Source organism: Kitasatospora sp. MAA19 (assembly GCF_029894125.1).
GTDB lineage: Bacteria > Actinomycetota > Actinomycetes > Streptomycetales > Streptomycetaceae > Kitasatospora.
Genome location: NZ_JARXYZ010000016.1, coordinates 15,420 through 42,329, shown reverse-complemented (window position 1 = coordinate 42,329; position 26,910 = coordinate 15,420). Strand labels below are relative to the sequence as shown.

Genomic DNA, 26,910 nt, shown 5'->3' with positions numbered 1-26,910 from the left:
GGAACAACACCGCGTTGCCCAAGGCGATGACGCTGATCGAGGCGCTGCCGTGGCTGGAGCGCTTCCACGGCAAGACCGTCGTGATCAAGTTCGGCGGCAACGCCATGGTGGACGAGGGCCTCAAGGCGGCCTTCGCCCAGGACGTCGTCTTCCTCCGCTACGCCGGCCTGCACCCCGTCGTGGTGCACGGCGGCGGCCCGCAGATCAGCGCCCAGCTGGACCGGCTCGGCCTGGAGTCCAACTTCACCAACGGGCTGCGGGTCACCACCCCCGAGACCATGGACGTGGTCCGGATGGTGCTGGCCGGCCAGGTGCAGCGCGAGCTGGTCGGCCTGCTCAACGGGCACGGCCCGTTCGCGGTCGGCATGACCGGCGAGGACGCGCACACCATGACGGCGGTCAAGCGGTACGCGGTGGTGGACGGCGAGCAGGTCGACATCGGCCTGGTCGGCGACATCGTCAACATCGAGGCCGGCGCGGTGAAGGCGCTGATCGCCGACGGCCGGATCCCGGTCATCTCCTCGATCGCCCGCGGCGCCGACGGCCACGTCTACAACATCAACGCCGACACCGCCGCCGCCGCCCTGGCGGTCTCGCTCGGCGCCGAGATGCTGGTGGTCCTGACCGACGTCGAGGGCCTCTACAAGGACTGGCCGAACTCCGACGACGTGATCAGCCAGCTCAGCGCGAGCGAGCTGGACGAGTTGCTGCCGGGCCTGGCCAGCGGCATGCTCCCCAAGATGGAGGGCTGCCTGCGCGCCGTCCGCTCCGGGGTGGGCACCGCCCGCGTCCTGGACGGCCGGGTGCAGCACAGCCTGCTGCTGGAGATCTTCACCGACGAGGGCATCGGCACGATGGTCGTGCCGGACGACGAGACGATGGTGACCGGGGGACTGGCATGACCGCGAACGAGCAACTGACCGGCCGGTGGCAGCACACCTTCACCGACAACTACGGCACCCCGCGGATCCCGCTGGTGCGCGGCGCCGGCGCCAAGCTCTGGGACGCCGACGGCAAGGAGTACACCGACCTGCTCGGCGGCATCGCCGTCAACGCCCTCGGCACCGCCCACCCGGCGGTCGTCGAGGCGGTCAGCCGGCAGATCGCCACCCTCGGTCACGTCTCCAACCTCTTCATGGCCGAGCCGACCATCGCCCTCGCCGAGCGGCTGCTGGCGCTGGACGGCCGGGAGGGCGGCCGGGTGTTCTTCTGCAACTCCGGCGCCGAGGCCAACGAGGCCGCGTTCAAGATCAGCCGCCGGACCGGCCGCACCCACCTGGTCGCCCTCCAGGGCGCCTTCCACGGCCGGACGATGGGCGCCCTCGCGCTGACCGGCCAGCCCGCCAAGCAGGAGCCGTTCCGCCCGCTGCCCGGCGACGTCACGCACGTCCCGTTCGGCGACGTCGAGGCGCTGCGCGCGGCCGTCACCACCGAGACCGCGGCGGTCTTCCTGGAGCCGATCCAGGGCGAGAACGGCGCCGTCCCGCTGCCCGAGGGCTACCTCCGGGCGGCCCGCGAGATCACCCGGGCGACGGGCACCCTGCTGGTCCTGGACGAGATCCAGACCGGCGTCGGCCGCACCGGGTACTGGTTCGCCCACCAGGCCGTCGAGGGCGTCGAGCCGGACGTCGTCACCCTCGCCAAGGCGCTCGGCGGCGGGCTGCCGATGGGCGCGGTGCTGGCCTTCGGCGAGGCTGCCGAACTGCTCACCCCGGGCCAGCACGGCACCACCTTCGGCGGCAACCCGGTGGCCGCGGCGGCCGGGCTCGCGGTGCTGGACACCATCGAGTCCGAGGGCCTGCTGGAGCACGTCCGCAAGCTGAGCGAGCGGCTGCGCCACGGCGTCGAGGCGATCGGCGACCCGCTGGTCTCGCACGTGCGCGGCGCCGGCCTGCTGCTCGGCATCGTGCTCACCGAGCCGGTGTCGGCGAAGGTGCAGGCCGCCGCGCAGGAGGCGGGCTTCCTGGTCAACGCGGCCGTCCCGGACGCCGTCCGACTGGCCCCGCCGCTGGTGCTGACCGAGCAGGAGGCGGATGCCTTCCTCGCCGCGCTGCCGGGCGTCCTGCAGGCGGTGCGCGAGAGCGCCCCGGCCGATGCGAGTTGACCGTCGTCCGGGAGAATAATCACATGACCGCTTCCCAGTCCGGCCCGTCCGCCGCAAGCCCGTCGCCGCAGGTGCCGCAGACCCGCACCGCGCGCCACCGGCGGATCGTGGACCTGCTCACCCGCCAGCCCGTGCGCTCGCAGAGCCAGCTCGCCAAGCTGCTCGCCGACGACGGACTCGTGGTCACCCAGGCGACCCTCTCCCGGGACCTGGACGAGCTGGGCGCGGTCAAGATCCGCAACCGGGACGGCGCGCTGATCTACGCCGTCCCGGCGGAGGGCGGCGACCGTACGCCGCGCGCTCCGATGGGGGAGTCGGCCAGCGAGGGCCGGATGGCCCGGCTGGCCGGCGAGCTGATGGTCTCCGCGACGGCCTCCGGCAACCTGGTGGTGCTGCGCACCCCGCCGGGGGCCGCGCAGTTCCTCGCCTCGGCGATCGACCAGGCCGAGGTGTTCGAGATCATCGGCACCATCGCCGGCGACGACACCGTCCTGCTGATCAGCCGCGATCCGGCGGGCGGTCAGGCGCTCGCCGACCACCTCATGCAACTCGCCCAGGCCAAGGCGCAGTAGCGCGGCACCCCCGCAGACCCCGGCCGGTGGATTCCACCGGCCGGGGTTTTGTGTTTCATACGGAGTAGTGCATACTTATGCCCATCGCCGCAAACCTGTACGACCTGTACACAGCACAGTGAGGAGAAAGCCGTGGCCGAGCGCGTCGTACTCGCCTACTCGGGCGGTCTGGACACGTCCGTCTGCATCGGCTGGATCGCCGAGGAGACCGGTGCCGAGGTCATCGCCGTCGCCGTCGACGTCGGCCAGGGCGGCGAGGACCTGGACGTCATCCGTCAGCGCGCGCTGGACTGCGGCGCCGTCGAGGCCGAGGTCGCGGACGCCCGCGACGAGTTCGCCGACGAGTACTGCCTCCCGGCCGTCAAGGCCAACGCGCTCTACCAGGGCCAGTACCCGCTGGTCTCCGCGCTCTCCCGGCCGGTCATCGTCAAGCACCTGGCCGCCGCCGCCCGCAAGCACGGCGCCACCACCGTCGCGCACGGCTGCACCGGCAAGGGCAACGACCAGGTCCGCTTCGAGGTCGGCATCAACTCCCTGGCCCCCGGCCTGAAGTGCATCGCCCCGGTGCGCGACTACGCGATGACCCGGGACAAGGCGATCGCCTTCGCGGAGGCCAAGGGCCTGCCGATCGCCACCACCAAGAAGTCCCCGTACTCGATCGACCAGAACGTCTTCGGTCGGGCCGTCGAGACCGGCTTCCTGGAGGACATCTGGAACGCCCCGATCGAGGACGTCTACGAGTACACCCAGGACCCGGCCGCCCCGCGCGAGGCCGACGAGGTGGTCATCACCTTCGACGCCGGCGTCCCGGTCGCCGTCGACGGCCGCAAGGTCACCGTCCTGCAGGCGATCGAGGAGCTCAACCGGCGGGCCGGTGCCCAGGGCGTCGGCCGGCTGGACATGGTCGAGGACCGGCTGGTCGGCATCAAGTCCCGGGAGATCTACGAGGCCCCCGGCGCGATCGCCCTGATCACCGCCCACCAGGCCCTGGAGAACGTCACCGTCGAGCGCGAACTCGCCCGCTACAAGCGGCAGGTGGAGCAGCGCTGGGCCGAGCTCGTCTACGACGGCCTCTGGTTCTCCCCGCTCAAGCGCGCGCTGGACGGCTTCGTGAACGAGGCGAACCAGCACGTGTCCGGCGAGATCCGGATGGTCCTGCACGGCGGCCGGGCCGTGGTCAACGGCCGCAAGTCCGGCCAGTCGCTGTACGACTTCAACCTCGCCACCTACGACACCGGCGACACCTTCGACCAGTCGATGTCCAAGGGCTTCATCGAGATCTTCGGGATGTCCTCGAAGCTCGCCGCCCGCCGTGACCTGGCCTGATCCCGCTGACCTCCCCAACTCCCGCCCACTGCAAGGAGCCCACGCGATGACCGCCGATCAGAACGCCGACGTCCGCCTCTGGGGCGCGCGCTTCGCCGACGGCCCGTCCGAGGCGCTGGCCAAGCTCTCCGCCTCGGTCCACTTCGACTGGCGCCTCGCGCCGTACGACATCGCCGGCTCCAAGGCCCACGCCCGGGTCCTGCACAAGGCCGGCCTGCTGTCCGACGACGAGCTCGCCGCGATGCTGGCCGGCCTCGACGCCCTGCTCGCCGACGTCCAGGCGGGCACCTTCACCGGCACCGTCGCCGACGAGGACGTGCACACCGCCCTGGAACGCGGCCTGCTGGAGCGCCTCGGCGCCGAACTCGGCGGCAAGCTGCGGGCCGGACGCTCGCGCAACGACCAGATCGCCACCTTGTTCCGGATGTACCTGCGGGACCACGCGAAGACCATCGGCGCCCTGGTGCTCGACCTCCAGCACGCCCTGGTCGGCCTCGCCGAGGCGCACCCGGACACCGCGATGCCGGGCCGCACCCACCTCCAGCACGCCCAGCCCGTCCTCTTCGCCCACCACGTCCTCGCGCACGTGCAGGCCCTCGGCCGGGACGCCGAGCGGCTGCGCCAGTGGGACGCCCGCACCGCCGTCTCCCCGTACGGCTCCGGGGCGCTGGCCGGCTCCTCGCTCGGCCTCGACCCGCAGGCCGTCGCCGCCGACCTCGGCTTCGAGGGCGGCTCGGTCGGCAACTCCATCGACGGCACGGCCTCGCGCGACTTCGTCGCCGAGTTCGCGTTCGTGACCGCGATGATCGGCATCAACCTCTCCCGGATCGCGGAGGAGGTGATCATCTGGAACACCAAGGAGTTCGGCTTCATCACGCTGCACGACGCCTTCTCCACCGGTTCCTCGATCATGCCGCAGAAGAAGAACCCGGACATCGCCGAGCTCGCCCGTGGCAAGTCCGGCCGGCTGATCGGCAACCTGACCGGCCTGCTGGCCACCCTCAAGGCCCTGCCGCTCGCCTACAACCGGGACCTCCAGGAGGACAAGGAGCCGGTCTTCGACTCCTGCGACACGCTGGAGGTGCTGCTGCCCGCGTTCACCGGGATGATGGCCACCCTCACCGTGCACCGGGAGCGGCTGGAGGAGCTGGCCCCGGCGGGCTTCTCGCTCGCCACCGACATCGCCGAGTGGCTGGTCAAGCAGGGCGTGCCGTTCCGGGTCGCGCACGAGGTGGCCGGCGCCTGCGTCAAGGTCTGCGAGGCCGAGGGCATCGAGCTTTCCGACCTGACGGACGAGCAGTTCGCCGCGATCTCGGTGCACCTGACGCCCGACGTCCGGTCGGTGCTCAGCGTGCACGGCGCCATCGCCTCCCGCAACGGGCGCGGCGGCACCGCGCCGTCGGCGGTGGCGGTCCAGCTCGCCGAGGTGAAGGCGGACCTGGCGCGGCAGCAGGAGTGGGTCCAGGGCTGACCTCTGGTCGACCGGGGGAGGGGGCGCGACGGTCCGACCGTCGCGCCCCCTCCCGTGTCCGCGCCCCCGGTCGGGCGTAACCGGCCCCGCCCCGGCCCGTCATGCACGGTGTGTGCACAACCCTTCCGCCCGTTCCCTCCGCCGAGGACGTCTACCTCGCCGAACGCCGCCGCCGCGTGGTCCGCGAGACCGTGGCCGGCCTGCCGGGCCGCTGCCCCGAGCTGGTCGCCGCCCTCGCCGAGGACCCGCCGCCCACCTACCGGGAGCTCTCCGAACGCCTCGGGATGCCGCGCGGCTCGATCGGGCCCACCCGATCCCGCTGCTTCGCCTGCCTGCGCGTCCTCCTGCACGCCGAGCGGTTCCTGTGAGTCGAGGGGCCGGGGCGACGCTTCTCACCCCGGTCACCCCGGAGGCTGGCTCCGGCCGGGTGACGCCCCTCGCGTCCGGCCGTCGCCGCTTTCCGGCCCGTCCTCCGCGCGGCGTCCGCCGCCCGCCCGGATCTCCGCGTGACCCTCGCCACGTCGAACGCCCTGGAGGTTGAGAGCAGCTGACACGCGGGTAGAGCGCTGGCGAACGTAGCTCTTGACGGTGCCGCGATCACTCGGATACTGAGCGTGAGCGCGTCGCCGTCGACCCGGGTCACTTCCGGGCCGCACGGCTGGTACGTTCGTGCGCCACCCCCGGCCAGGGCAGATCCCCGGCCGGGACATCTCCGGCAGGGCATCCGGTGCGGCACCCTCACGTTTGCGCGCCGGGCACGACGATGGGGAGGCCCCAGCACATGGGCATGAGCGTGATCATCTCGGCGGCGGGCGTCGAGGACGCGGAGCAGATCCTCAAGCTCCAGTACCTCGGCTACCAGCCCGAGGCGGAGCTGTACGGCGACTGGGCGATCGAGCCCCTGACGCAGACCCTGGAGAGCCTGCGCGCCGAGCTGTCCGAGCAGCACGTCCTGGTCGCCCGGCTCGGCGACGAGGTGGTCGGCACCGTGCGCGGCCGGGTCGACGCCGACGGCGTCGGCCGGATAGGGCGCCTGGTCGTCCACCCGAGGATGCAGCGGCACGGCCTGGGCGGCCGGCTGCTGGACGCGCTGGAGCGCCGCCTCGCCGAGGGCGGCCGCCCGCTGACCTCCTACCGCCTGTCCACCGGCCACCGCAGCCTCGGCAACCTGCGCCTGTACGCCCGCCTGGGCTACCGGCAGGCCGCGGTCGAGCCGATCAGCGACCGGCTCAGCATGGTGCACCTGGAGAAGCCCGTCGTGGTGCCGCTCGCCGCGACCGCCTGAGCCCTCCGCCCGTTCCGGCCCGCCCGGCGCTGCCACCATCCGGACATCCCGGTGGCGGCGCCGAGCCGTATCGTCGCTGGTGGCGGGGCTGGCCGTCCGCATTGCGGACATCACATCCAAGTAATTGGGCCCAAATCGGCCCATCTGATTTACTGGCTCACATGACTGCGACGACGAAATGGACCCCCACCGGCGCCCTGCCGGCAGGTGAGCGCGCCATGTGCCGTCGAATGTGTCACCGCTGAGGGCCATCGCCCCCGGCACCCGACCGAGGGTGCCCCACCTCGCGCCCCGAAGCGAGACCCGGCGTCGTTCCCGTCCGTACGAGCGCGCCCAGCCTGCCACGCCTCTCCCCCCTGCCCACCCATGGGCGGGTGGTCGTCCACGGCTCCTCGTGCCCGATGACTCGTAAGGGCCACGCCGTCGCGCGGCCCGGCCGTCCAGCGGCCACGATCAAGAGGTGGCAGGTCCGGATCCCCCTGGCGAAGCGCCGTGCGCACCGCCGACCGCAACCCGGTCGGGTGGCCGCCCGCCGCCCGCCCCCGACCCACGGAAGCAGCTGTGATCACCACCACGGACCTCACGAAGGTCTACCGCTCGCGAGGCCGCGAGGTGACCGCCCTCGCCGGCGTCGACCTGCACGTCCGCCCGGGTGAGGTCTACGGAGTCGTCGGCACCAGCGGCGCCGGGAAGTCCACCCTCATCCGCTGCGTGAACATGCTGGAGCGTCCGTCGTCCGGCACCGTCACGGTCGACGGGGTCGAGCTCACCGCGCTGTCGGGCGGCGAGAACCGGGCCGGCCGGGAACTGCGCGAGGCGCGGCGCCGGATCGGCATGGTCTTCCAGCACTTCAACCTGCTCTCCTCGCGCACCGTCCAGCAGAACGTCGAGCTCCCGCTGGAGATCATCGGCCTGGACCGCACCCAGCGCCGCCGCAAGGCCGCCGAACTGCTCGACCTGGTCGGCCTCGGCGACAAGGCCGGCAGCTTCCCCAACCAGCTCTCCGGCGGCCAGAAGCAGCGCGTCGGCATCGCCCGTGCCCTGGCCGGTGACCCCAAGGTGCTGCTCTCCGACGAGGCCACCTCGGCGCTCGACCCGGAGACCACCCGCTCGATCCTCAAGCTGCTGCGCGACCTCAACCAGCAGCTCGGCCTCACCGTCCTGCTGATCACCCACGAGATGGACGTCATCAAGTCCGTCTGCGACTCCGCGGCCCTGATGCGCGGCGGCCGGGTGGTCGAGTCCGGCGAGCTGACCGACCTGCTGGCCAAGCCCGGCTCCGAGCTGGCCCGCGAGCTGTTCCCGCTCAGCGAGTTCGGCACCGGCCACCCCGGCTCGACCGTGCTGGAGATCACCTTCCAGGGCGACACCTCGGCTCGGCCGTTCGTCTCCCAGCTGGCCCGCACCTACCAGATCGACATCAACATCCTCGGCGCCGCCGTGGAGACCATCGCCGGCCGGATGGTCGGCCGGATGCGGGTCGAGCTGTCCGGCGGCCACCAGGACAACGTGGTGCCGATCGGCTACCTGCGCGAGCAGGGCCTGCAGGTGGACGTACTCGGCGCGGCGGACGGAGCGGTGGCATGACCTGGGACCAGATGCAGGAACTGATGTGGCCCGCCACGCAGGAGACCCTCCAGATGGTCGGGGTGTCCACGGTCGTCACCGTGCTGATCGGCCTGCCGCTGGGCGTCCTGCTGGTGCTCACCGACAAGGGCGGCCTGCTGGCCAACCGGGCCGTCAACAAGGTCCTCGCCTTCGTGGTGAACATCGCCCGCTCGGTGCCGTTCATCATCCTGATGATCGCGCTGATCACCTTCACCCGCTGGCTGGTCGGCACCTCCATCGGCTGGCAGGCGGCGACCGTGCCGCTCACCATCGGCGCCATCCCGTTCTTCGCCCGCCTGGTCGAGACCTCCGTCCGCGAGGTGGACCGCGGCCTGGTCGAGGCCGTCCAGTCGATGGGCGGCAGCACCTGGACGATCGTCCGCAAGACGCTGCTCCCCGAGGCGCTGCCGGCGCTGGCGGCCTCGGTGACCACCACGATCATCACGCTGGTCAGCTACTCCGCGATGGCCGGCGTGGTCGGCGGCGGCGGCCTCGGCACCCTCGCCGTCAACTACGGCTACTACCGCTTCGAGACCGCCTTCATGTGGGTCATCGTCGCGGAGCTGGTGATCATCGTCCAGATCATCCAGATGCTCGGCGACTACGCCGTCCGCCGCCTCGGCAACCGCGGCCGGTCCGGCCTGTTCGGCTCCCGGGACCGCACCCCGGCCGCCCCCGACGAGGACCTCGTCGCCTCCTAGACCTCCCTCGTCCGACTCCGGACGCGGCTCCCCGCATCACGCAGAAAGGCACTTTTCGTGCGCAACGCCCTGAAGTTCACCAGCATCCTCGCCACCGCCGGCATCGCCCTCTCGCTGGCCGCGTGCGGCAGCTCCGGGTCGTCCTCCTCGGACCCGAACGCGCCGCTCAAGGTCGTCGCAAGCCCCACCCCGCACGGGCAGATCCTCAAGTTCGTCAAGGACAACCTCGCGGAGAAGGCGGGCCTCAAGCTCGACATCAAGGAGGTCACCGACTACGTGACCCCCAACACGGCGGTGCAGGACGGTTCGGCCGACGCCAACTACTTCCAGCACGTCCCGTACCTGGAGGACTTCAACAAGAAGCACGGCACCGAGATCGTCTCGGTGGAGCCCGTGCACCTGGAGCCGCTGGGCGTCTACTCCAAGAAGGTCAAGGCGATCGCCGACCTGCCGGACGGCGCCACCGTCGGCCTGCCCAACGACGCCACCAACGAGGGCCGCGCGCTCAAGCTGCTCGCCGACAACAAGCTCATCACCCTCAAGGACGGCGCCGGCACCGCCGCCACCCCGGCCGACGTGACGGGCAACCCGAAGAACCTCAAGTGGAAGGAGCTGGAGGCCGCCCAGCTGCCCCGCTCCATCGCCGACCTCGACGCCGCCGTCATCAACGGCAACTACGCGCTCGACTCCGGCCTGAAGCCGGCCACCGACGCGCTGGTGCTGGAGAAGGCCGAGGGCAACCCGTACGCCAACATCCTCGCCGTGAAGAAGGGCAAGGAGAACGACCCGCGCGTGAAGAAGCTCGCCGAGCTGCTGCACTCCGACGAGGTCAAGAAGTACATCGACGACACCTTCCAGGGCTCGGTCATCCCGGCCTTCTGAGCCGGCACCCGATCCACGCCCTGATCCCGACCGGGCCCCCGCCGCACCTCGGCGGGGGCCCGGTCGGGCAGGATGCACCAGGGACGCCCTGGCCGGTGGCGCTCTGACGCACCGTCGTGCGGCCGGCGCACCGCGTGGTAACCCTGGCGCGGCGGAGGCGTACGGTGTTGTGTTCACGACCCGGCGAGGAGAGACGGCATGGCAGCGAGCTTCCCCGAGACCGCCATCAGCACCGAACGGCTTCTGCTGCGGCCCCTTGCGGAGGACGACGCGCCCGGCCTGGCCGAGATGATGGCCGACGACCTCGTCCTGGCCTGGACGGACCTGCCGCACCCGTTCACCGAGGCGTACGCGGCCGAGCTCGCCCGCACCCTCGCCCCCGCCCACCGGGCCGCCGGCCGCGGCATCGTCTTCGCCGTCACCGAGCACCTCACCCAGCGCCTGGTCGGCCTGGTCGAACTGCGCAACACCGACTGGCGGCTGCGCACCACCGAGATCTCCTACGTCACCGCCCCCTGGGCCCGCGGCGAGGGCTACGCGCCGGAGGCCGTCCTCGGCGTCGCCCAGTGGCTGTTCGAGGACCGCGACTTCCTGCGCCTGGAGATGCGCACCGCCGCCGGGAACACCGCCGCCCAGCAGGTCGCCCAGAAGATCGGCGGCATCAGCGAGGGCGTGCTGCGCAGCGCCTGGATAGTCCGCGGCGAAACCGGCGAGGTCGTCGTGGAGAGCCGCAGCGACCTCATCCTGTGGAGCCTGCTCCCGGAGGACATGGAGGCGCCCGAGCCGCACCGGGGCGGCTGGCACGGCGACCACCGGTACGTGCTGCGGGACTGAGCCGCCCGTTCCGCGAAGGCCGCCCGAGCCGCCCGCGCCGCCGACCCGCCACCCGCCCGTCACGGACATGTGTGCGAGATGTCGGCGTCGAGGGGATCACACCCGGTAGCCTCTGGACCGGCGCCGCACACCGGCGCGGTTTGTCGGCGCACCGAGGCGCGTACCGGTTGGCACTACAGGGGCACACCGGACCGCCTGCCGGGTCGCGCACCGAGTCGAGGGAGAACGGCCGCAGATGGCTGACCGGATCACGGTCATCGGGTGGGACGGCACGCCGCTGACCGAGGCCGCCGGTGCGGCGCTCGCCGCCGCGACCCTGGTGGCCGGAGCCCCCTACCAGCTGAGCGCCCTTCCGGTGCCGGACGCCGCCGAGCGGATCACGCTCGGCAACGTCCAGCAGGCCGCCCGGCGGATCGCCGAGCACCGGGGTGCCGCCGTCGTGGTCGCCGAGGGCGATCCCGGCTTCTTCGGCGTCGTTCGCGCGCTGCGCCGCCCCGAGTTCGGCCTCGAACTGGAGGTCCTGCCCGCCGTCTCCTCGGTCGCCGCCGCCTTCGCCCGGGCCGGCATGCCCTGGGAGGACGCCCAGGTGGTCAGCGCCCACGGCGGACGGCTGCGCCGCGCGGCCAACATCTGCCGGGCCCACCCCAAGGTCGCGGTGCTGACCGCGCCGGGCGCCGGCCCGAGCGAACTGGCCCTCATGCTGCGCGGCGTGCACCGGACCTTCGTGGTCTGCGAGGCCCTCGGCACCCCGGACGAGGACGTCACCGTCCTCACCTCCGACCGGATCGCCGACCACGTGTGGCGCGACCCCAACGTGGTGCTGGTGATCGGCGGCAACAGCGGCGGCCCGCAGTCCGGCGGCGTCGGCGCGGCGGCCGGCTGGCTGGCGGGGCGCCCGGTCGGCTTCCCCGGCGCGGACCGCGGCTGGGCGCTCCCCGGCGACGCCTACGCGGGCGCCGGGCGCGCGGGGGACGAGCCGGGCGCGTCGGAGGCGCTCCCCGCGCACGTGCGCGCCCTGGTGCTGGCCCGTCTGGGTGCTCGTCCCGGGGACCTGGTCTGGTCGGTCGGCGCGGGCAGCGGCGCCCTCGCGGTGGAGGCGGCCCGCTTCGGCGCCGCCGTGGTCGCGGTCGAGGCGTCCCGTTCGGCCTGCGCCCGGCTCGCCGTGAACGCCCGCCGGTACGGCGTCGAGGTGGAGACCGTGCACGGGCAGGGCCCCGAGGTGCTGGGCGGGCTGCCGGAGCCGGACGCGGCGGTGGTGGAGTCCGGCGGCCTCGACGTGGTGCGTGCGGTGCTGGCCCGCCGGCCGGAACGGTTCGTCGCGCTGCCCCGGACCCTCGCCGAGGCGGAGACGGTGCACCGGTCGATCGCCGAGGCCGGCTACCGGGCGGACGGCGCGCTCCTGCAGTCCACCCCGCTGCTGGCGGCCGGCGGTGACGGTGGTGGGGGGCTGGCGCTGGGGGCGGGTGGAACCGGTGTGCTGCTGCTCTGGGGTGAGCAGATCGCGTGAAGGCCTCGGGCTCGTCCTGTGCGGCCGGGTGGCCGCAACGGGGCCCGGCGGTGATCCAGGTCGCATCCGGACACCGATTCGAGAGGTGACCGTGCGGGGCCGGTAGTGTGGCGTCCTGGGGCCGCTGCGACGGTCGGTGATCCACCCGATTCGGTCGGTTTGTCGCCTTTTTGACGCGGTGCAACCAGGTTCCGCTCGAAGTGTGGGCAATTCGACGGGCCGCGTGCCGGACCTGGAGAATGCCGTAGGGTCCGGTGCGGTCGTGCCGGTTGCCCCGGGTTGTCGTTGTTTCAGATGGTGCGTCGCCCGTGCGGGCGGCGCGCGGGCCGGGGTGCCGCAGCGCGCCGGAAGGACGTGGGCCGCAGCGCCTCGGCGCGGCGGCCGCGTGTGGTTGAGGAGCGGGTCGGTGCAGGCCCGGCCCGTGCGGATGGGCGCTGCGGTCGGTGATCGTGTCGCCAAGGGCGCGGCAGCGGCCTGGAAGGAGCGTTTGACAATGACCGATGGCGGCCACGTCCCGGGCGAGGGACTGCCGGAGCACCTGCACGCCGGGCCGGACCCGCTCGGCGGACCGGAGGGCGTCGCGGGCGTTGCACCCCTGCAGGGCGTCGCGACGGACGGTGGCGTGATCCCGAACCCGACGGTGCCGGGCCACGGCCTGGCCGGAGCGGTGCCCCCCGGCGCGGGTGTCATCCCGCCGCAGGGCCGGCCGCTGGGCGCGTCCGGCTTCGGTGTTCCGGCCCCCGGCATGGCAGGGGCCGGCGTTCCGGCTCACGGCGTGCCCGGTGAGGACTGGGGCGTCGACCAGGGCGCCCCGCGCCCGGCCTTCCACTTCCTCGACCAGCCCGACGCGCCGGACCTGCTGGACGACGAGGACGACGTGCTGCTGATGCCCGGTCCGCAGGGCTCCTGGGGCGAGCCGCTGGCGTCCGTCCCGACCGAGCAGACGCCGCTCGCACCGCAGCAGGACGGCCTGGCGGTCGAGCCTTCGTGGCCGCCGCTGGAGCCGCCGGTGCTCGGCGCCGAGCAGGCGCAGCAGCCCGTCCACGTCGTCCCGCCGCACCTCCAGGCCCCGGAGGCGATGACGGCGGCTCAGCCGCCGCGCCGACCGCTGCACGCCGGCCCGCCGGTCCCGGACCCGTCGCTGATGACCGGCCAGGTCCCGGTCCGTTCGCTCGCCGACCGTGGCCCGTCGCAGGGCGGTACGCCCGCGCACGGCATCCCGGTGGTCGGTCGGCCGCCGATGGCCGAGGCCGCCGCCCCGGCGCAGGCCGCCGTGCCGCAGGCCGTTCCGGCGGCGCCGGTGCCGGTGGCGCCCGTGACTCCGGCGGCTCCGCCGGCGGAGGCTCCGGAGTTCCAGCAGGTGCCGCTGGCCGCGCAGCCGGTCGAGGCCGTGCTGGCCGTCGAGATGGTCGGGGCGATCGAGGTGATCGAGGTCGTCGAGACTCCGGAGACCGTCGCTGTCGCCGAGGCCGTGGCGGACGCGTCCCGGGCCGTCGTCGCCGAGCCGGTTCCGGCGGAGGCCGGTCGGCCGGTCGCCGATCCGGCGGGCACGCCGATCTCCTCGCCCCTCGCCGGGTCCGTCGTGCCGGCCCCGGCCGAGGCCGCTGTCGAGCCCCTGGCCGAGGTGGCCGAGCAGGTGGCCGCGCCCGTGGAGCAGGCCGAGGCGGCCGCCCCGGCCGGCCAGCCGCGGCGCATCTCCGCGTTCCTCGCCGCACCCACCCCGCACGGCCTGCCCCCGGTCTCGGCGGCCGGTCAGGCCCCGGTGGCCCCGGTGGCCCCGGTGGCCGAGGAGGCCGCGCCGCAGCAGCCCGCTCCCATAGCGGCCGCCGAGCAGGCCCAGGCCGTCCCTCCCGCCGAGGCCGGGGAGACCGCCGAGACCGTGGAGCCCGCGCCGGAGCCCGTCGTCGCGGCGGTGGCCGAGACCGCCGCCGGTACCGGTGAGATGCCGTCCGGCCAGGCCGTCGGCGAGCCTGTCGGCGAGCCCGTCGTCGAGGGCGGGCAGCCGCAGCAGGAAGTCGTCGCGGCCGAGGTCCCGGCCGAGCCGGTGGTGGACCAGGCCGCCGAGGTCGCGGTCGAGCCCGCCGCCGAGGTCGTCGTGGCCGAGCCCGGGGCCGAGGTCGTCGCACCGGAGGCCGGGGCACAGCCGGCCGCTGATGCGACCGAGGTCGCCGAGCCGGCGGCCGTACCCGCCGAGGCTGTCGTCGAGACCGCCGTCGAGGCCCCGGCGACGTCGGAGGCTCAGATCCCGGCCCAGGCGGAGCCCGTCGCCGAGCCGGTCGCTGAGCCCGCCGTGCCCGCCGAGCAGGCCCCGGCCGCCGCGGAGTCCGCCGTCGCCGAGCCCGTCGCCGTGGAGGCCGCCCAGCCGGAGGCCCCGGCCGCCGACCAGGCCCCCGAGGCACCGGAGGCCCCGGAGACCCCCGAGACTCCTGAAGCCGCTGAGACCCCCGAGGCCGTCGCCGAGGAACAGCCGGTCCAGCAGCCCGCCGAGCAGTCGGCCGCCCCCCAGGTCGACGAGCAGCCGGCCGAGGAACACCCGGCCGAGGAACACCCGGCCGAGGAGACGCAGTCCGAGGAGTCGGCCGAACCGCGCGGCCCGGCCGCCGCCGGCTTCGACGAGATCGGCCGCGAGGCCGTTCACCAGGTCATCCGCGAGCGCCGCGACGTCCGCAACGGCTTCCGCCCGGACCCGATCCCGCACGAGGTGCTGATCCGCGTCCTGGAGGCCGCCCACACCGCGCCCAGCGTCGGCTACTCGCAGCCCTGGGACTTCGTGGTGATCCGTTCGGCCAAGACCCGCCGGCGGATGCACGCCCTGGCCGAGCGCCAGCGCGAGGCGTACGCGGACTCGCTGCCCAAGGGCCGGGCCAAGCAGTTCAAGGAAATCAAGATCGAGGCCATCCTCGAGACGCCGGTCAACATCGTGGTGACGGCCGACCGCACCCGCGGCGGTCGGCACACGCTGGGCCGGCACACCCAGCCCCAGATGGCCCCGTACTCGGCCGCCCTGGCCGTCGAGAACCTCTGGCTGGCCGCCCGCGCCGAGGGCCTGGGCGTCGGCTGGGTGAGCTTCTTCGACGACGAGGAGCTGGTCCGCGAGCTCGGCCTGCCCGAACACCTGGAGGTCGTCGCCTACCTCTGCGTCGGCTACGTCGACGCCTTCCCGGACGAGCCCGAGCTGCAGCAGCAGGGCTGGGCCAAGAAGCGCCCGCTGTCCTGGGTCGTCCACGAGGAGCAGTACGGCAACCGCGCGCTGCCCGGCGAGGAGCCGCAGAGCCTGCTCTCCGAGACCCTGCGCGGCATCCGCCCGCTGGACGCCAAGGCGCTCGGCGAGGCCTGGGACCGGCAGAAGCGGATGACCAAGCCGGCCGGCTCGCTCGGCATGCTGGAGATCATCTCCGCCCAGCTGTGCGGCCTGTCCCGCAAGTGCCCGCCGCCGATCCCGGAGCCCGCCTGCGTGGCGATCTTCGCCGGCGACCACGGCGTGCACGCGCAGGGCGTCAGCCCGTGGCCGCAGGAGGTGACCGCCCAGATGGTCGGCAACTTCCTGGCCGGGGGAGCGGTGATCAACTCCTTCGCCAAGCAGATCGGCACCGAGGTCTGCGTGGTCGACGTCGGCGTCGCCGCCGAGCTGCCGGACGCCATCCAGCAGGGCCGCACCACCGGCCTGCTGCCGCGCAAGGTCAAGCCCGGCACCGCCGACATGACCCAGGGCCCGGCGATGACCCGCGAGGAGGCCCTCAAGGCCATCGAGGTCGGCATCGAGACCGCCCGCGACCTGGTCGCGGCCGGCAACAAGGCACTGGTCACCGGCGACATGGGGATCGCCAACACCACCGCCTCGGCCGCCCTGATCTCGGTGTTCACCGGCCTCGACCCGGCCGAGGTCACCGGCCGCGGCACCGGCATCGACGACGAGACGCACGCCCGCAAGATCGAGGTCATCCGCGCCGCGCTGGCCCTGCACCGGCCCGACCCGGCCGACCCGATCGGCGTCCTGGCCGCCGTCGGCGGCCTGGAGCACGCGGCCCTCGCCGGCTTCCTGCTGGGCGCGGCCTCGCTGCGCACCCCGGTGGTCCTGGACGGCGTCATCGCGGGTTCGGCCGCGCTGGTGGCCAAGGCGATCGCCCCCGAGGTGCTCGCCGCCTGCATCGCCGGGCACCGCTCCGCCGAGCCCGGCCACCAGGCCGCGCTGGCGAAGCTGGGCCTGCGTCCGCTGATCGACCTGGACCTGCGGCTCGGTGAGGGCACCGGTGCCCTGCTGGCCCTGCCGCTGGTGCAGAGTGCGGCCCGGGCGATGCACGATGTAGCCACCTTCGACTCCGCCGGGGTCACCGAGAAGGCCTGACGCTCGACGTCACCACTCCGCGGACCGGCCCGAGGGCGCGCCGGTCCGCGGAGCGGCATCACGCCGCACCCGCACCCACGAATCCCCGATCAGGAGCACCGCCGATGACCGCGCCGACCCCGCACCCCAGCACCGAAGGCCGTACCCCGTACCCGGTCGGCCTGCTGCTCGCCGGCCGCCGCGTGGTCGTGGTCGGCGGCGGCCAGGTCGCGCAGCGCCGGCTCCCGGCGCTGATCGCCACCGGCGCGGAGCTGCACCTGATATCGCCGGACACGACCCCGGCCGTCCAGGCGATGGCCGACGCGGGCGAGCTCACCTGGCACGTCCGTCCGTACCGGGACGGCGACCTGGCCGGCGCCTGGTACGCCCTGGTGGCCACCGACGACCCGGCGGTCAACGGCGCGGTCAGCGCCGAGGCTGAGCGCGAGCGGGTGTTCTGCGCCCGCAGCGACGACGCCGCCGCCGCGACCGCCTGGACCCCGGCCAGTGGTCGTGACGCGGGTGCCACCGTCGCGGTCCTCACCGGCGACCCGCGCCACTCCGCCGCCCTGCGCGACGCCATCGTGGGCGGCCTGCGGGACGGCTCGCTGGCCGTCCGCCAGTTCCGTGCGCACGGCGTCGAGGGTGCCTCCGGGCTGCCGGGCCAGGGGAGCGTCGCCCTGGTCGGCGGCGGCCCGGGCGACCCGGACCTCATCACCGTGCGCGGCCGCCGCCTGCTCGCCGACGCGGACGTGGTGGTCGCCGACCGTCTCGCCCCGCGTGAGCTGCTCGCCGAACTGCCCGAGCACGTCGAGGTGATCGACGCGTCCAAGATCCCGTACGGCCGGTTCATGGCCCAGGAGGCGATCAACCGGACGCTGATCGAGCACGCCAAGGCGGGCCGGTTCGTGGTCCGGCTCAAGGGCGGCGACCCGTACGTCTTCGGGCGCGGCGGCGAGGAGCTGCTGGCCTGCGCCGAGGCCGGGCTCCCGGTCACGGTCGTCCCGGGCATCTCCAGCTCGATCAGCGTCCCGGCGGCGGCCGGCGTCCCGGTCACCCACCGGGGCATGACGCACGAGTTCACCGTGATCTCCGGCCACGTCGGTCCGGACGACGAGCGTTCGCTCACCAACTGGGAGGCCGCCGCGAAGATGCGCGGCACCCTGGTGCTGCTGATGGCCGTGGACAAGATCGGCGAGATCGCCGCGAAGCTCGTCGAGCACGGCCGCCCGGCCGACACCCCGGTGGCGATCGTCCAGGAGGGCACCACCGCGGCCCAGCGCCGGGTGGACGCCACCCTGGCCACCGTCGCCGCGACCGTCGAGGCCGAGGGGATCAAGCCCCCGGCCGTGATCGTCGTCGGCGACGTGGTCAACGTCCTGGCGGCCGCCTTCCGGCACTGAGCGCCACGGAGTGGGAAGTCGGTCCCGCCGACTTCCCACTCCGGTCCGGCTACTCCGGTCCGGCTACTCCGGTCCGGCTACTCCAGCGGCTGCTCCGTCCAGATCACCTTCCCCGTCGCCGTGTAGCGCGTCCCCCAGCGGTCCGCGAACTGCGCGACCAGGAACAGCCCGCGCCCGCCCTCGTCCGTGGTCGCCGCGTACCGCAGGTGCGGCGAGGTGCTGCTGCCGTCCGACACCTCGCAGATCAGCGTCTGGTCCCGCAGCAGCCGCACCCGGATCGGCCCGGTGCTGTACCGGATCGCATTGGTCACCAGCTCGCTCAGGATCAGCTCGGTGACGAACGCCACCTCGTCCAGCCCCCAGGCCGCCAGCCGCTCCGCCACCGCGGCCCGGACCTCGCCCACCGCCGCCGGCTCGGACGGCACGTCCCACTCCGCCACCTGGTCCGGCGCCAGCACCCTGGTCTGCGCGACCAGCAGCGCGATGTCGTCCAGCGGATGCTCCGGCAGCAAGGCCCCGAGCACGTCCGAGCAGGTCTGCTCCGGCGTGCGCGGCGGCCCGGTCAGCGCCGCCCGCAGCAGGTCGATCCCCACGCCGATGTCCCGTTCGCGGTCCTCGACCAGCCCGTCCGTGTACAGCACCAGGCGGCTGCCCTCCGCGAGGTCCAGCTCGACCGTCTCGAACGGCAGCACCGACAGCCCCAGCGGCGGCCCGGTCGCCAGCTCCGGGAACACCACCCGCCCGTCCGGGTCCACCACGGCCGGCGGCGGATGCCCGGCACTGGCCAGCGTGCACCGCCGGGACACCGGGTCGTAGATCGCGTACAGGCAGGTCGCCCCGGCCAGGGCCGAGCCCTCGCCGCTCGCGGCCTCGTCCTGGTCGATCCGGTTCACCAGGTCGTCCAGGTGCCCCAGCAACTCGTCCGGTGGCAGGTCCAGCGTCGAGAAGTTGTGGATCGCCGTCCGCAGCCGCCCCATCGTCGCCGCCGCGTGCAGCCCGTGCCCCACCACGTCCCCCACCACCAGCGCCACCCGCGCGCCCGGCAGCGGGATCACGTCGAACCAGTCCCCACCCACCCCGGCCTGCGCCGGCAGGTAGCGGTGCGCGATCTCCAGCGCGTTCTGCGGCGGCAGGTTGCGCGGCAGCAGGCTGTGCTGCAGGGTCACCGCCATCGCGTGCTCACGGGTGTAGCGGCGCGCGTTGTCGATGCACACCGCCGCGTGCGCCACCAGCTCCTCGGCCAGGGTCAGGTCTTCCGCCTCGAACGGCTCCGGCCGATCCGCCCGCCAGAACCGGGCCACTCCCAGCAGCACCCCGCGCGCCCGCAGCGGCACCCGCACCAGCGAGTGCACCCCGTACGCCAGCGCCTGCGCGGACCGCTCCGGATCCTGCTCCCGCCACCCCAGGGCCTCGGCCAGCCGAGGCTCCAGCCCCGGGGCCCCGCTGTGCAGCGCCCCGGCCAGCGGGGTGGCCGGCACCACGTCCAGCACCGTGCCCACCGGGTAGAACGGCGAGTCGTCGCGGATCCCGGCGACGGCCGCGCGCCGCATCCGCGCCAGCGAGGAGCCCGGCGGCGGCTCGTCGCCCGTCAGCACCTCGTCCGCCAGGTCCACCGTGACGAAGTCCGCGAACCGGGGCACCGCGACCTGCGCCAGCTCCTCCGCCGTCCGCGTCGCGTCCAGCGAACTGCCCACCGACACCCCGGCGTCGTACAGCAGCCGCAGCCGTCGCTGCGCGCCCTCGGCCCGGCCGGACAGCGCCAGCAGCTCGGTGGAGTCGCGCAGCGTGGCGACGCAGCCCGGCGGGCCGCCCACCTGGTCGGTGAGCCGGACGTTCACCGCCAGCAGCCGCTCCCCGGCCAGCACCACCTCGTCGGTCACCGGCCGGTCGCCGGTCAGCAGGGCCAGCGGCGCGGGCTCCAGCCCCAACTCGGCCACCGGCCGGCCCTCGGCGTCCGGCGGCAGGTCCAGCAGGCGCCGCGCCTCGTCGTTGCAGAGCAGCAGCCGACCGTCCGCGCCGACGATCACGACGCCCTCGCGCACCGCGTGCAGCACGGCCGCGTGGTGCTCGTACATCCGGGTCATCTCGGACGGGCCCAGGCCGCGGGTGTGGCGCCGCAGCCGACGGCTGATCAGCGCCGTGCCGAGGACGGCCAGCCCGACCGCGCCCGCGGCGGTGCCCAGCACCACCGGCAGCTGCCGCTCGCTCGCGCTCCTGACGTGCTTCACCGTGATGCCCGCCGAGACCAGCCCGGCCACCGAGCCGTCCGGGGCGTTCACCGGGACCACCGCCTGGACCAGCGGGCCGAGTCTGCTGGTGACCTGCTCGGTCACCACCTGTCCGTGCAGCGCGGGCAGGTAGGTGCCGACGAATTTCCGGCCGATCAGGTCCGGGTCGGGGTGGGTGTAGCGGATGCCGTCGTCGTTCAGCACGACGATGAAGTCGACACCCGACCCGACCCGAGCGGCCTCCGCCTTCGGTTGCAGGATCGCGGTCGGATCGGGGGAGCGGAGGGCCTCGACGATGCCCGGCGAGCCGGCGAAGGTCTGTGCGACCGCAACGGACCGGCTGCGCGCCTCGTGGTCGACGTCGCTGTCCGACTGCACCACGAGCGCGACCGCGGCCGCCGCCACCAGCAGCAGCACGACGAGGATCTGCAGCGCGAACACCTGCCCGGCCACCGAGCGGAGCCGCCCGGGCCACGGCCGCTTCGGGCGTGGCAGCTGTTGCCGACCGTTTGGGCGCCCACCGGAGGAGCCGGCGGAACCAGTAGCACCAGAGGCCGACGGAGCCCAGGATCGGCCCGGAAACTGGGCCATACGATCATATTTGCACCATGGCTGGCACAGGGCCAAGGCCAGCCCACCCCGCGGCTTGGGCCGTTTGGCCTTCCCCGTCCGGCCTTGGCAGGATCGCAGGGTGTCCGAACCCAGCACCATCACCGACCCCGCCGACCCTCGTCTCGGCGACTACACCGGCCTCACCGACGTCGAACTGCGCCGCCGGCGCGAACCCGCCGAAGGCCTGTTCATCGCCGAGGGGGAGAAGGTCATCCGCCGCGCCCTCGCCGCCGGCTACCGGATGCGGTCGATGCTGCTGACCTCCAAGTGGCTGGACGTGATGGCCGATGTCATCGCCGAGGCCGACGCGCCCGTCCACGTCGTCGAACCCGCGCTCGCCGAAGCCGTCACCGGGTACCACGTCCACCGCGGCGCGCTCGCCTCGATGGAGCGCACGCCGCTGCCGCAGGCCGCGGAGCTGCTCGCCGGGGCCCGCCGGGTCGCCGTCTTCGAGGACATCGTCGACCACGCCAACATGGGGGCGGCCTTCAGGAATGCGGCTGCGCTGGGCGTTGACGGGATCCTCCTCACCCCGCGCTGTGCCGATCCCCTCTACCGCCGGTCCGTGAAGGTGTCGATGGGCGCCGTCTTCCAGGTGCCGTGGACTCGTCTGGAGGCCTGGCCGAAGGACATCGAGATCCTGCGTTCCGCAGGCTTCACGGTAGCGGCACTGTGCCTGAGCGACCAGGCGATCACCCTCGACGAACTCGCTGCGCGGAACGACGAGAAGCTCGCCCTGGTTTTCGGCACGGAGGGTACGGGCCTCGCCGCCGACACACTCGCTTCGGTCGACGAGCATGTCCGCATCCCGATGGATGCCGGTGTCGACTCGCTCAACGTCGCAGCAGCCTCGGCGGTGGCCTTCTACGCGACCCGCCCGCGAGGTGAGCTGGTCCAGTAGGTCACTCAGGGCAACTCATGGGCGCCCACGCTCCGCCAACCCGGCGGATCACTCCTGCCGCGCCGAGTGTCGCCCCCCGGAGCGGAGTGCCGGATCTTGGCAGGACCCCGCTCAGGCGGCGCCTCCGCCATGTCCGCTGCCTGGCTGCCTTCTCGGCCGTCGTCGCCCGCCTTCCGTCGCCGAAGGCCGACAGCTGTCCAGTATGGGAGGAGCGATACCCGGCGGGCATCGGGGAGCAGCCGGTCACGAGGGCGAGGGCTACTCGCCCCAGCAGGAAGGCGGTGCCGGATGCGTGGCCTGGAAGTCACCGTGGTGGTCCTCGCGGCCGTGCTGACCATGACGTGGCTGGCTCGCCGCCTGCAGTGGAACGAGCCGGTCCTGCTGGTGGCGGGCGGCTGCCTGATCGGCCTGACCCCCGACTTCCACAGGCTGGCCCTGCCTCCCGAGGTGGTCCTGCTGCTGTTCCTGCCCCCACTGCTCTACTGGGAGTCGCTGACCACCTCGCTCCGTGAGATCCGGACGAACCTGCGCGCCATCGTGCTGCTCGGGACCGGCCTGGTGCTGGCCACCGCCGCCGCCGTGGCCGCGGTAGGGCACGCGCTGGGCCTTTCCTGGCCGCTCGCCTGGGTTCTGGGTGCTGTCGTCGCCCCCACCGACGCCATCGCCGTGGCGACGGTCGCCCGGAAGCTGCCCCGCAGGGTCCGGACCATCCTCCGGGCGGAGAGCCTGATCAACGACGGCACCGCGCTCGCCCTGTACACGGTGGTGGTCGGCGTCGCCGTTCAGCAACTGGCCGTCAGCTGGTCGGGTACCGCCGTGCGATTCCTGCTCGCCTACGTGGGCGGTGCCGCGATCGGCTCCGCATGTGCCGCCGCCGTGGTGGCCCTGCGCAGGCGGTTGCGTGACCGCACGGTGGAGAACGCCTTGGGCGTGCTCACCCCGTTCGCCACCTATCTGCCCGCGCAGGCCGTGGGCGTCTCCGGCGTCCTGGCGGTGGTCACCTGTGGTCTCATCCTCAGTCAGGCGGGCCCCAAGGTGATCAGCGCGGGCGCGAGAGTGCAGATCACCTGCTTCTGGGAGGTGAGCACCTCCATCCTCAACAGCGCTCTCTTCGTCCTGGTCGGCATTCAGACACCCGCCATCGTCAGCGCGATCGGCTCCGTCTCTCCGGGACACGCGGCCATCACCGCCTTGCTGGTCAGCGGCGTCGTGATCGCCACCCGCCTGCTGTGGCTGTACTCGGTGCCCTACCTCATCCGCGCCGTCGACCGCCGCCCCATCCAGCGCACACTGCGTGCCGGTGCCCGGCAGAGGTTCCCACTCGCCTGGAGCGGGGTGCGCGGGGCCGTGTCGCTGGCAGCCGTCCTCGGCGTCCCGGCCACCACCACCGCGGGCCGGCCGCTCGCGGGACACGGTCTGCTGGTCTTCACCGCCGTCACCGTCATCCTGGTCACACTGGTCCTCCAGGGGACGACCATGCCTGCGGTGATCCGCTGGTCCGGACTGCACGGAGATCCCGAGGAGACCACCGAGGAACGCCGCGCCCACCGCCACATCGCCGCCGCCGCGATGGAAGCCCTCCCCGAGCACGCCGAGCGCCTGCAAACGCCGCCGAGGACCGCCGAGGCCATCCTGAGCGAACTGCGCCAGTACGCCGCCGAGGACGCGGAACCACTGGACGATTCCGGCGCGCGTGCCGGGCTCGAACTGCGCCGCGCCCTGATCGACGTCAAACGCGGCGCCCTGATCCGCCTGCGGGACCAGCGCAGCATCGACGACATCGTCCTGCGCCGACTGCAGCTGCTCCTGGACGTCGAGGAGATCAGGGTCGAGCTGGCCCTGCGTGACCTCACCGATCCGCCGCCGTAACCACCGGCGGCGAAAACGGGGGTCCGCACGGGCGGCCGCCCCGGATCGGCGCCCAGGGCGAGCAGCAGGCCACCGACGGCTCCTACGGCACCTGCTGGTCCGGCGCCGCGTCCCGGCGGGCGAGCAGGCGGTAGGCGTTGGACAGCCGCGCGCGTCCGGCGAAGCGGGCGACCAGGCGGTCGAGCACGGTTGCCGGCAGCAGCACCGGGGCGCCGGCCAGGAAGAGGGCGCCGCGCAGCAGCCGCCGCAGCCGCCCGGGCGGTGCCCCCGGCAGCCATGGCACGTCCTCGCGCGGTGCGACGGCGTCCAGCAGCAGCCAGCAGGCGGCCAGCAGGTCCACCGGGTCGTGCGGCTCGCCGTGCTCTTCCAGCACCACGTCGAAGCCCAACTCGCCGAGGCGACGGCGCAGGTTGGCCGCAGGCATCAGGTTCAGGTGCTGCGGCTGCAGCCAGGGCAGCCACCAGCGGCCCAGCAACCGGGCGAAGCGGCATTGCGGGTCGGGGACCTCGATCAGCAGGAACCCGCCGGGGCGCAGCGCCTCCCGCGCGGCCGCCAGTTCCCGCGCCGGGTCCGTGCTGTGCTCCAGGTAGTGGAACATGCTCACCACCTCGTACCGCCCGGCCATGGTGGGCGCCAGCTCGGTGAAGGAGCCGCGGAAGCCGCGGGCCAACCGGCCCTCCCGCTCGGCCAGTTGAACGCCCTCGCTGAGGTCCAGGCCGTCGAATGGCGTGTCGGGGAAGACCTCGCGGGCACTCTCGCAGAAGTGCCCGTGTCCTGTCCCGACGTCCAGCCACCTGCTCGGCGCGGTGGTGAACGGGGCCACCGACCGGGCGCGGCTCCGGTAGACCCCGGCCCGGGTCGCGAACACCCCGCCGAGCCGCTGCTCGCCGAGGCCGTCGTAGAAGTCGCGGTAGTAGAACTCCAGTCCGGCACCGGTCAGTCGGGGATTCTGGAAGACGTGCCCGCAGTCCCGGCACTCGTCCAGCACGAACTGCCCCGGCTTGTGCTGCAGCAGGTCGCGGGTGCGCAGGCGGACCCGCAGCAGGGTGGAGCCGCACCACGGGCAGTCGGTGCGGCGCGGTTCGAAGAACCGGTCGGTGCCGTCGGCCAGGTCGGCCTGGTAGCCGGGACGGAGCGCGGCGACCCGCTCGGCGCGGGCCGCCGCCTTGCCCGTGGACGGGCGAGCTGCGGACGGGCCGGGTGCCGGCGAGCCTGCTTCGGTCGTGGTCATCGGGTCTCCCTGTCCGTCTGCTGCGGGCCTGCGGGCAGCAACTGTTCGAGGTGGGTGGCGGCCGCGGCCGCGCCGCCCGCCGACCGGAAGGAGGCACCGATCCGGCGCGCCGCGACCCGGTGGGCGGGATCGTCGAGCACCGCGTCAAGCGCCTGGCCGAGCCTGGCCGCGTCGGCCCGGCCGAAGCGCACCCGGACGCCGGCTCCGGCCGCCGCCACCTGGCCGGCCACCACCGGCTGGTCGTCCCGGATCGGGGCGACCACCAGCGGGACGCCGTGCCACAGTGCCTCGCAGACGGTGTTGTGACCGGCGTGGCAGACCACGGCGGCGGTGCGGGCCAGCAACCGCACCTGCGGTACGGAGGGCAGTACCAGGACGTCGGGGTCGGGTGCGGGGCTCCCCAGGGCCCCGCCCGGGTCGACGATCACCGCCTGCAGCCGCTCGGCGCGGGCCCGCAGTGCCTGCCGAGCGGCCGTCAGGAACGCGGCGCCCGTGTCGGTGTTGACCGTACCGAGGCTGACCAGCACCGTCGCGCGGTCCGGGGCCAGCCAGTCCCAGGGGAACGGCGGGGCCGTCGGGCGGCTCGTGATCGACGGGCCGACGAACCGGATCGGGCCCGCCGGTGACGCGACGGGCCCGGCGAGCTCCGCGGTGGTGAAGGCGAGGGTCAGCAGCGGGGAGAACCGCGGGTCGGCCGTCCCGTCCGGGGCACCGATGAGCTTGCGCAGGTCGGCGAGGAGGCCGGAGATCCAGGCGTCCACCAGGGGCATGCCGTCCAGCGCGCCGGCGAACTCGGCCGAGGTGGTCGCCGAGGTGGCCCACGGCAGGCCGAGCCGCTCGGCGACCAGCGCGCCGGCGACCGCCTGCTGGTCCACCACGACCACGTCGGGGCCGAAGCGCCGCACCGCTTCCGCCACGCCGGGGGCCATCGCCTCGGCGAGCGGGACCAGGAAGTCCTCCCACAGGAACTTCAGCGCCGCCGGCCCGCGCAGCTCCGGTGGCCGCTGCGCCTCGTCCGCCGCGGGGACGGCGCAGGGGAAGACCTCGGCATCCGGGCCGGCGAGCGCGCCGACCACCTCGGGCAGCCCCGCCCAGGCCGTCGTGTGCCCGCGGGCGGCCAGCTCGGCCGCGACGCCCACGGCCGGGTTCACGTGTCCGACCAGCGGCGGGACGACGAAGAGGAAGCGGCTCACCGGACGGCTCCCCGGGCAGGCTTCCGGACGGCTTCGCGAACGGGCGGGTCGGCGGCCCGGCCGCGCAGCTCCGCGCCCTGCTCGCGCAGCCAGGACAACGCGAGTTCGCGGACCACGTCCGGGGTCTCGATCAGGACGGAGTGCTCCTGCCCGGGGACGAAGGTGCTGCGGCAGTCGGGCAGCAGCCCGTCCAGCCAGGCGGCCTGGGCGGCCAGATCGGACCGGGTGCCGTAGACGGCCAGCACCGGGCAGCGGATCGCCCGCAGCTGCGCCTCGTCGGGCAGCCGGCTGGCGGGGATCTCCCGCGCCAGCGAGGTCTCGGCCAGGATCGTGCCGGCCGAGCGGGCGAGCCGGGCGGTGTGCCGGCCGCGTTTGGCCGCCACCCAGGCCAGTGTGGACTTCTTGACCAGCTCGGTCTCGGCCCGCCGCAGGATGCCGTCCAGCTTGGCGGCCCAGGCCGCGGTGGCCGGCTCGGACTCGATGGCCAGGATGCCGACGACCTGCTCCGGCCGCCGGGCGGCGAGGCCGAACGCCACCGTGCCGCCGAAGGAGTTGCCCAGCAGGTGGACGGGCCCGGTCACCTCCCACCGGTCCAGCAGGGCTTCCAGGTCGTCGACGAACCGCTCCAGCCGGTAGCCGGTCGGTGGCCGCCCGGTGCGGCCGTGGCCGCGCTGGTCGTACATCAGCACCTCCACCCCGGCGGCGGCGAGCGTGGGGGCCAGGGTGAAGTAGTAGCTGGCGAGGCTGTCGGTGAGCAGCCCGTGCAGCAGGACGACGGTCGCGGCGGGCGGGCCCGCGTCCTGCGGGCCGAGCCGCTGCACGTGGAAACTGAGTCCGTCGAGGTCGATGAAGACCATGG

At 73.8% G+C, this 26,910-nt stretch carries 20 protein-coding genes; 16 read left to right on the top strand and 4 right to left on the bottom strand.

The window, feature by feature from the left end:
- The first annotated feature begins 26 nt into the window (after positions 1-26).
- The 14 genes from argB to cobA all read left to right on the top strand — a co-directional run bounded on the left by argB (position 27) and on the right by cobA (position 18,017).
- Entirely contained in the window at positions 27-902 is an 876-nt protein-coding gene (argB, locus tag P3T27_RS23630) for an acetylglutamate kinase (RefSeq protein WP_280681871.1), read from the top strand.
- Positions 899-2,104 carry an acetylornithine transaminase gene (locus P3T27_RS23625; RefSeq protein ID WP_280681649.1) on the top strand — a complete coding sequence of 402 codons (1,206 nt, stop codon included), beginning with the start codon at positions 899-901 and terminating at the stop codon, positions 2,102-2,104. The genes argB and P3T27_RS23625 overlap by 4 nt, the downstream gene beginning before the upstream one ends.
- A gap of 23 nt (positions 2,105-2,127) precedes the next feature.
- Complete coding sequence (locus P3T27_RS23620; protein WP_280681647.1) at positions 2,128-2,676, top strand: arginine repressor; 549 nt, start codon at positions 2,128-2,130, stop codon at positions 2,674-2,676.
- Positions 2,677-2,808: 132 nt separating this feature from the next.
- Positions 2,809-4,002: an argininosuccinate synthase gene (locus P3T27_RS23615; RefSeq protein ID WP_280681645.1), complete on the top strand. Its 1,194-nt coding sequence runs from the start codon at positions 2,809-2,811 to the stop codon at positions 4,000-4,002.
- A gap of 46 nt (positions 4,003-4,048) precedes the next feature.
- Positions 4,049-5,473 carry an argininosuccinate lyase gene (gene argH / locus P3T27_RS23610; RefSeq protein WP_280681643.1) on the top strand — a complete coding sequence of 475 codons (1,425 nt, stop codon included), beginning with the start codon at positions 4,049-4,051 and terminating at the stop codon, positions 5,471-5,473.
- Positions 5,474-5,583: 110 nt separating this feature from the next.
- On the top strand, positions 5,584-5,841 hold the full coding sequence (locus tag P3T27_RS23605) for a hypothetical protein (RefSeq protein WP_280681641.1): 258 nt from the start codon (positions 5,584-5,586) through the stop codon (positions 5,839-5,841).
- A 413-nt stretch (positions 5,842-6,254) separates the two neighbouring features.
- Positions 6,255-6,758, top strand: coding sequence for a GNAT family N-acetyltransferase (locus P3T27_RS23600; protein ID WP_280681639.1), 504 nt, complete (start codon positions 6,255-6,257; stop codon positions 6,756-6,758).
- Positions 6,759-7,319: 561 nt separating this feature from the next.
- A complete protein-coding gene (locus tag P3T27_RS23595) occupies positions 7,320-8,345 on the top strand; it encodes an ATP-binding cassette domain-containing protein (protein ID WP_280681637.1) in 1,026 nt (341 codons plus the stop codon).
- The gene (locus tag P3T27_RS23590) at positions 8,342-9,067 is read left to right on the top strand and encodes a methionine ABC transporter permease (RefSeq protein WP_280681635.1); all 726 of its coding nucleotides are present in this window, start codon (positions 8,342-8,344) and stop codon (positions 9,065-9,067) included. Before P3T27_RS23595 ends, P3T27_RS23590 begins: the two co-directional genes overlap by 4 nt.
- A 57-nt stretch (positions 9,068-9,124) precedes the next feature.
- Positions 9,125-9,949 (top strand): MetQ/NlpA family ABC transporter substrate-binding protein, encoded by an 825-nt coding sequence (locus tag P3T27_RS23585; protein ID WP_280681633.1) that lies wholly within the window; start codon positions 9,125-9,127, stop codon positions 9,947-9,949.
- Positions 9,950-10,147: 198 nt separating this feature from the next.
- Positions 10,148-10,783, top strand: coding sequence for a GNAT family N-acetyltransferase (locus P3T27_RS23580; RefSeq protein ID WP_280681631.1), 636 nt, complete (start codon positions 10,148-10,150; stop codon positions 10,781-10,783).
- 235 nt (positions 10,784-11,018) lie between these two features.
- A complete protein-coding gene (gene cbiE / locus P3T27_RS23575; protein WP_280681629.1) occupies positions 11,019-12,290 on the top strand; it encodes a precorrin-6y C5,15-methyltransferase (decarboxylating) subunit CbiE in 1,272 nt (423 codons plus the stop codon).
- 493 nt (positions 12,291-12,783) lie between these two features.
- Positions 12,784-16,635 (top strand): nicotinate-nucleotide--dimethylbenzimidazole phosphoribosyltransferase, encoded by a 3,852-nt coding sequence (cobT, locus tag P3T27_RS23570; protein ID WP_280681627.1) that lies wholly within the window; start codon positions 12,784-12,786, stop codon positions 16,633-16,635.
- A 104-nt stretch (positions 16,636-16,739) separates the two neighbouring features.
- A complete protein-coding gene (cobA, locus tag P3T27_RS23565; RefSeq protein WP_280681625.1) occupies positions 16,740-18,017 on the top strand; it encodes a uroporphyrinogen-III C-methyltransferase in 1,278 nt (425 codons plus the stop codon).
- A 77-nt stretch (positions 18,018-18,094) separates the two neighbouring features.
- Here cobA and P3T27_RS23560 read toward each other — a convergent pair whose 3' ends face one another.
- Positions 18,095-20,836 (bottom strand): SpoIIE family protein phosphatase/ATP-binding protein, encoded by a 2,742-nt coding sequence (locus P3T27_RS23560; protein WP_280681624.1) that lies wholly within the window; start codon positions 20,834-20,836, stop codon positions 18,095-18,097.
- Between the two features lie 100 nt (positions 20,837-20,936).
- On the opposite strand from P3T27_RS23560, the gene P3T27_RS23555 reads away from it, so the two are divergent.
- Both P3T27_RS23555 and P3T27_RS23550 read left to right on the top strand, forming a co-directional pair.
- Positions 20,937-21,758 carry an RNA methyltransferase gene (locus tag P3T27_RS23555; protein WP_280681622.1) on the top strand — a complete coding sequence of 274 codons (822 nt, stop codon included), beginning with the start codon at positions 20,937-20,939 and terminating at the stop codon, positions 21,756-21,758.
- A 288-nt stretch (positions 21,759-22,046) separates the two neighbouring features.
- On the top strand, positions 22,047-23,627 hold the full coding sequence (locus tag P3T27_RS23550) for a Na+/H+ antiporter (protein ID WP_280681621.1): 1,581 nt from the start codon (positions 22,047-22,049) through the stop codon (positions 23,625-23,627).
- 82 nt (positions 23,628-23,709) lie between these two features.
- Here P3T27_RS23550 and P3T27_RS23545 read toward each other — a convergent pair whose 3' ends face one another.
- Genes P3T27_RS23545 through P3T27_RS23535 form a run of 3 tightly spaced genes read right to left on the bottom strand, consistent with a single transcriptional unit; the run spans position 23,710 to position 26,908 of the window.
- The gene (locus P3T27_RS23545; RefSeq protein WP_280681619.1) at positions 23,710-24,858 is read right to left on the bottom strand and encodes a class I SAM-dependent methyltransferase; all 1,149 of its coding nucleotides are present in this window, start codon (positions 24,856-24,858) and stop codon (positions 23,710-23,712) included.
- Positions 24,855-26,051: a glycosyltransferase gene (locus tag P3T27_RS23540; RefSeq protein ID WP_280681617.1), complete on the bottom strand. Its 1,197-nt coding sequence runs from the start codon at positions 26,049-26,051 to the stop codon at positions 24,855-24,857. Before P3T27_RS23540 ends, P3T27_RS23545 begins: the two co-directional genes overlap by 4 nt.
- Complete coding sequence (locus P3T27_RS23535) at positions 26,048-26,908, bottom strand: alpha/beta hydrolase (protein ID WP_280681615.1); 861 nt, start codon at positions 26,906-26,908, stop codon at positions 26,048-26,050. Before P3T27_RS23535 ends, P3T27_RS23540 begins: the two co-directional genes overlap by 4 nt.
- Between the last annotated feature and the right edge of the window lie 2 nt (positions 26,909-26,910).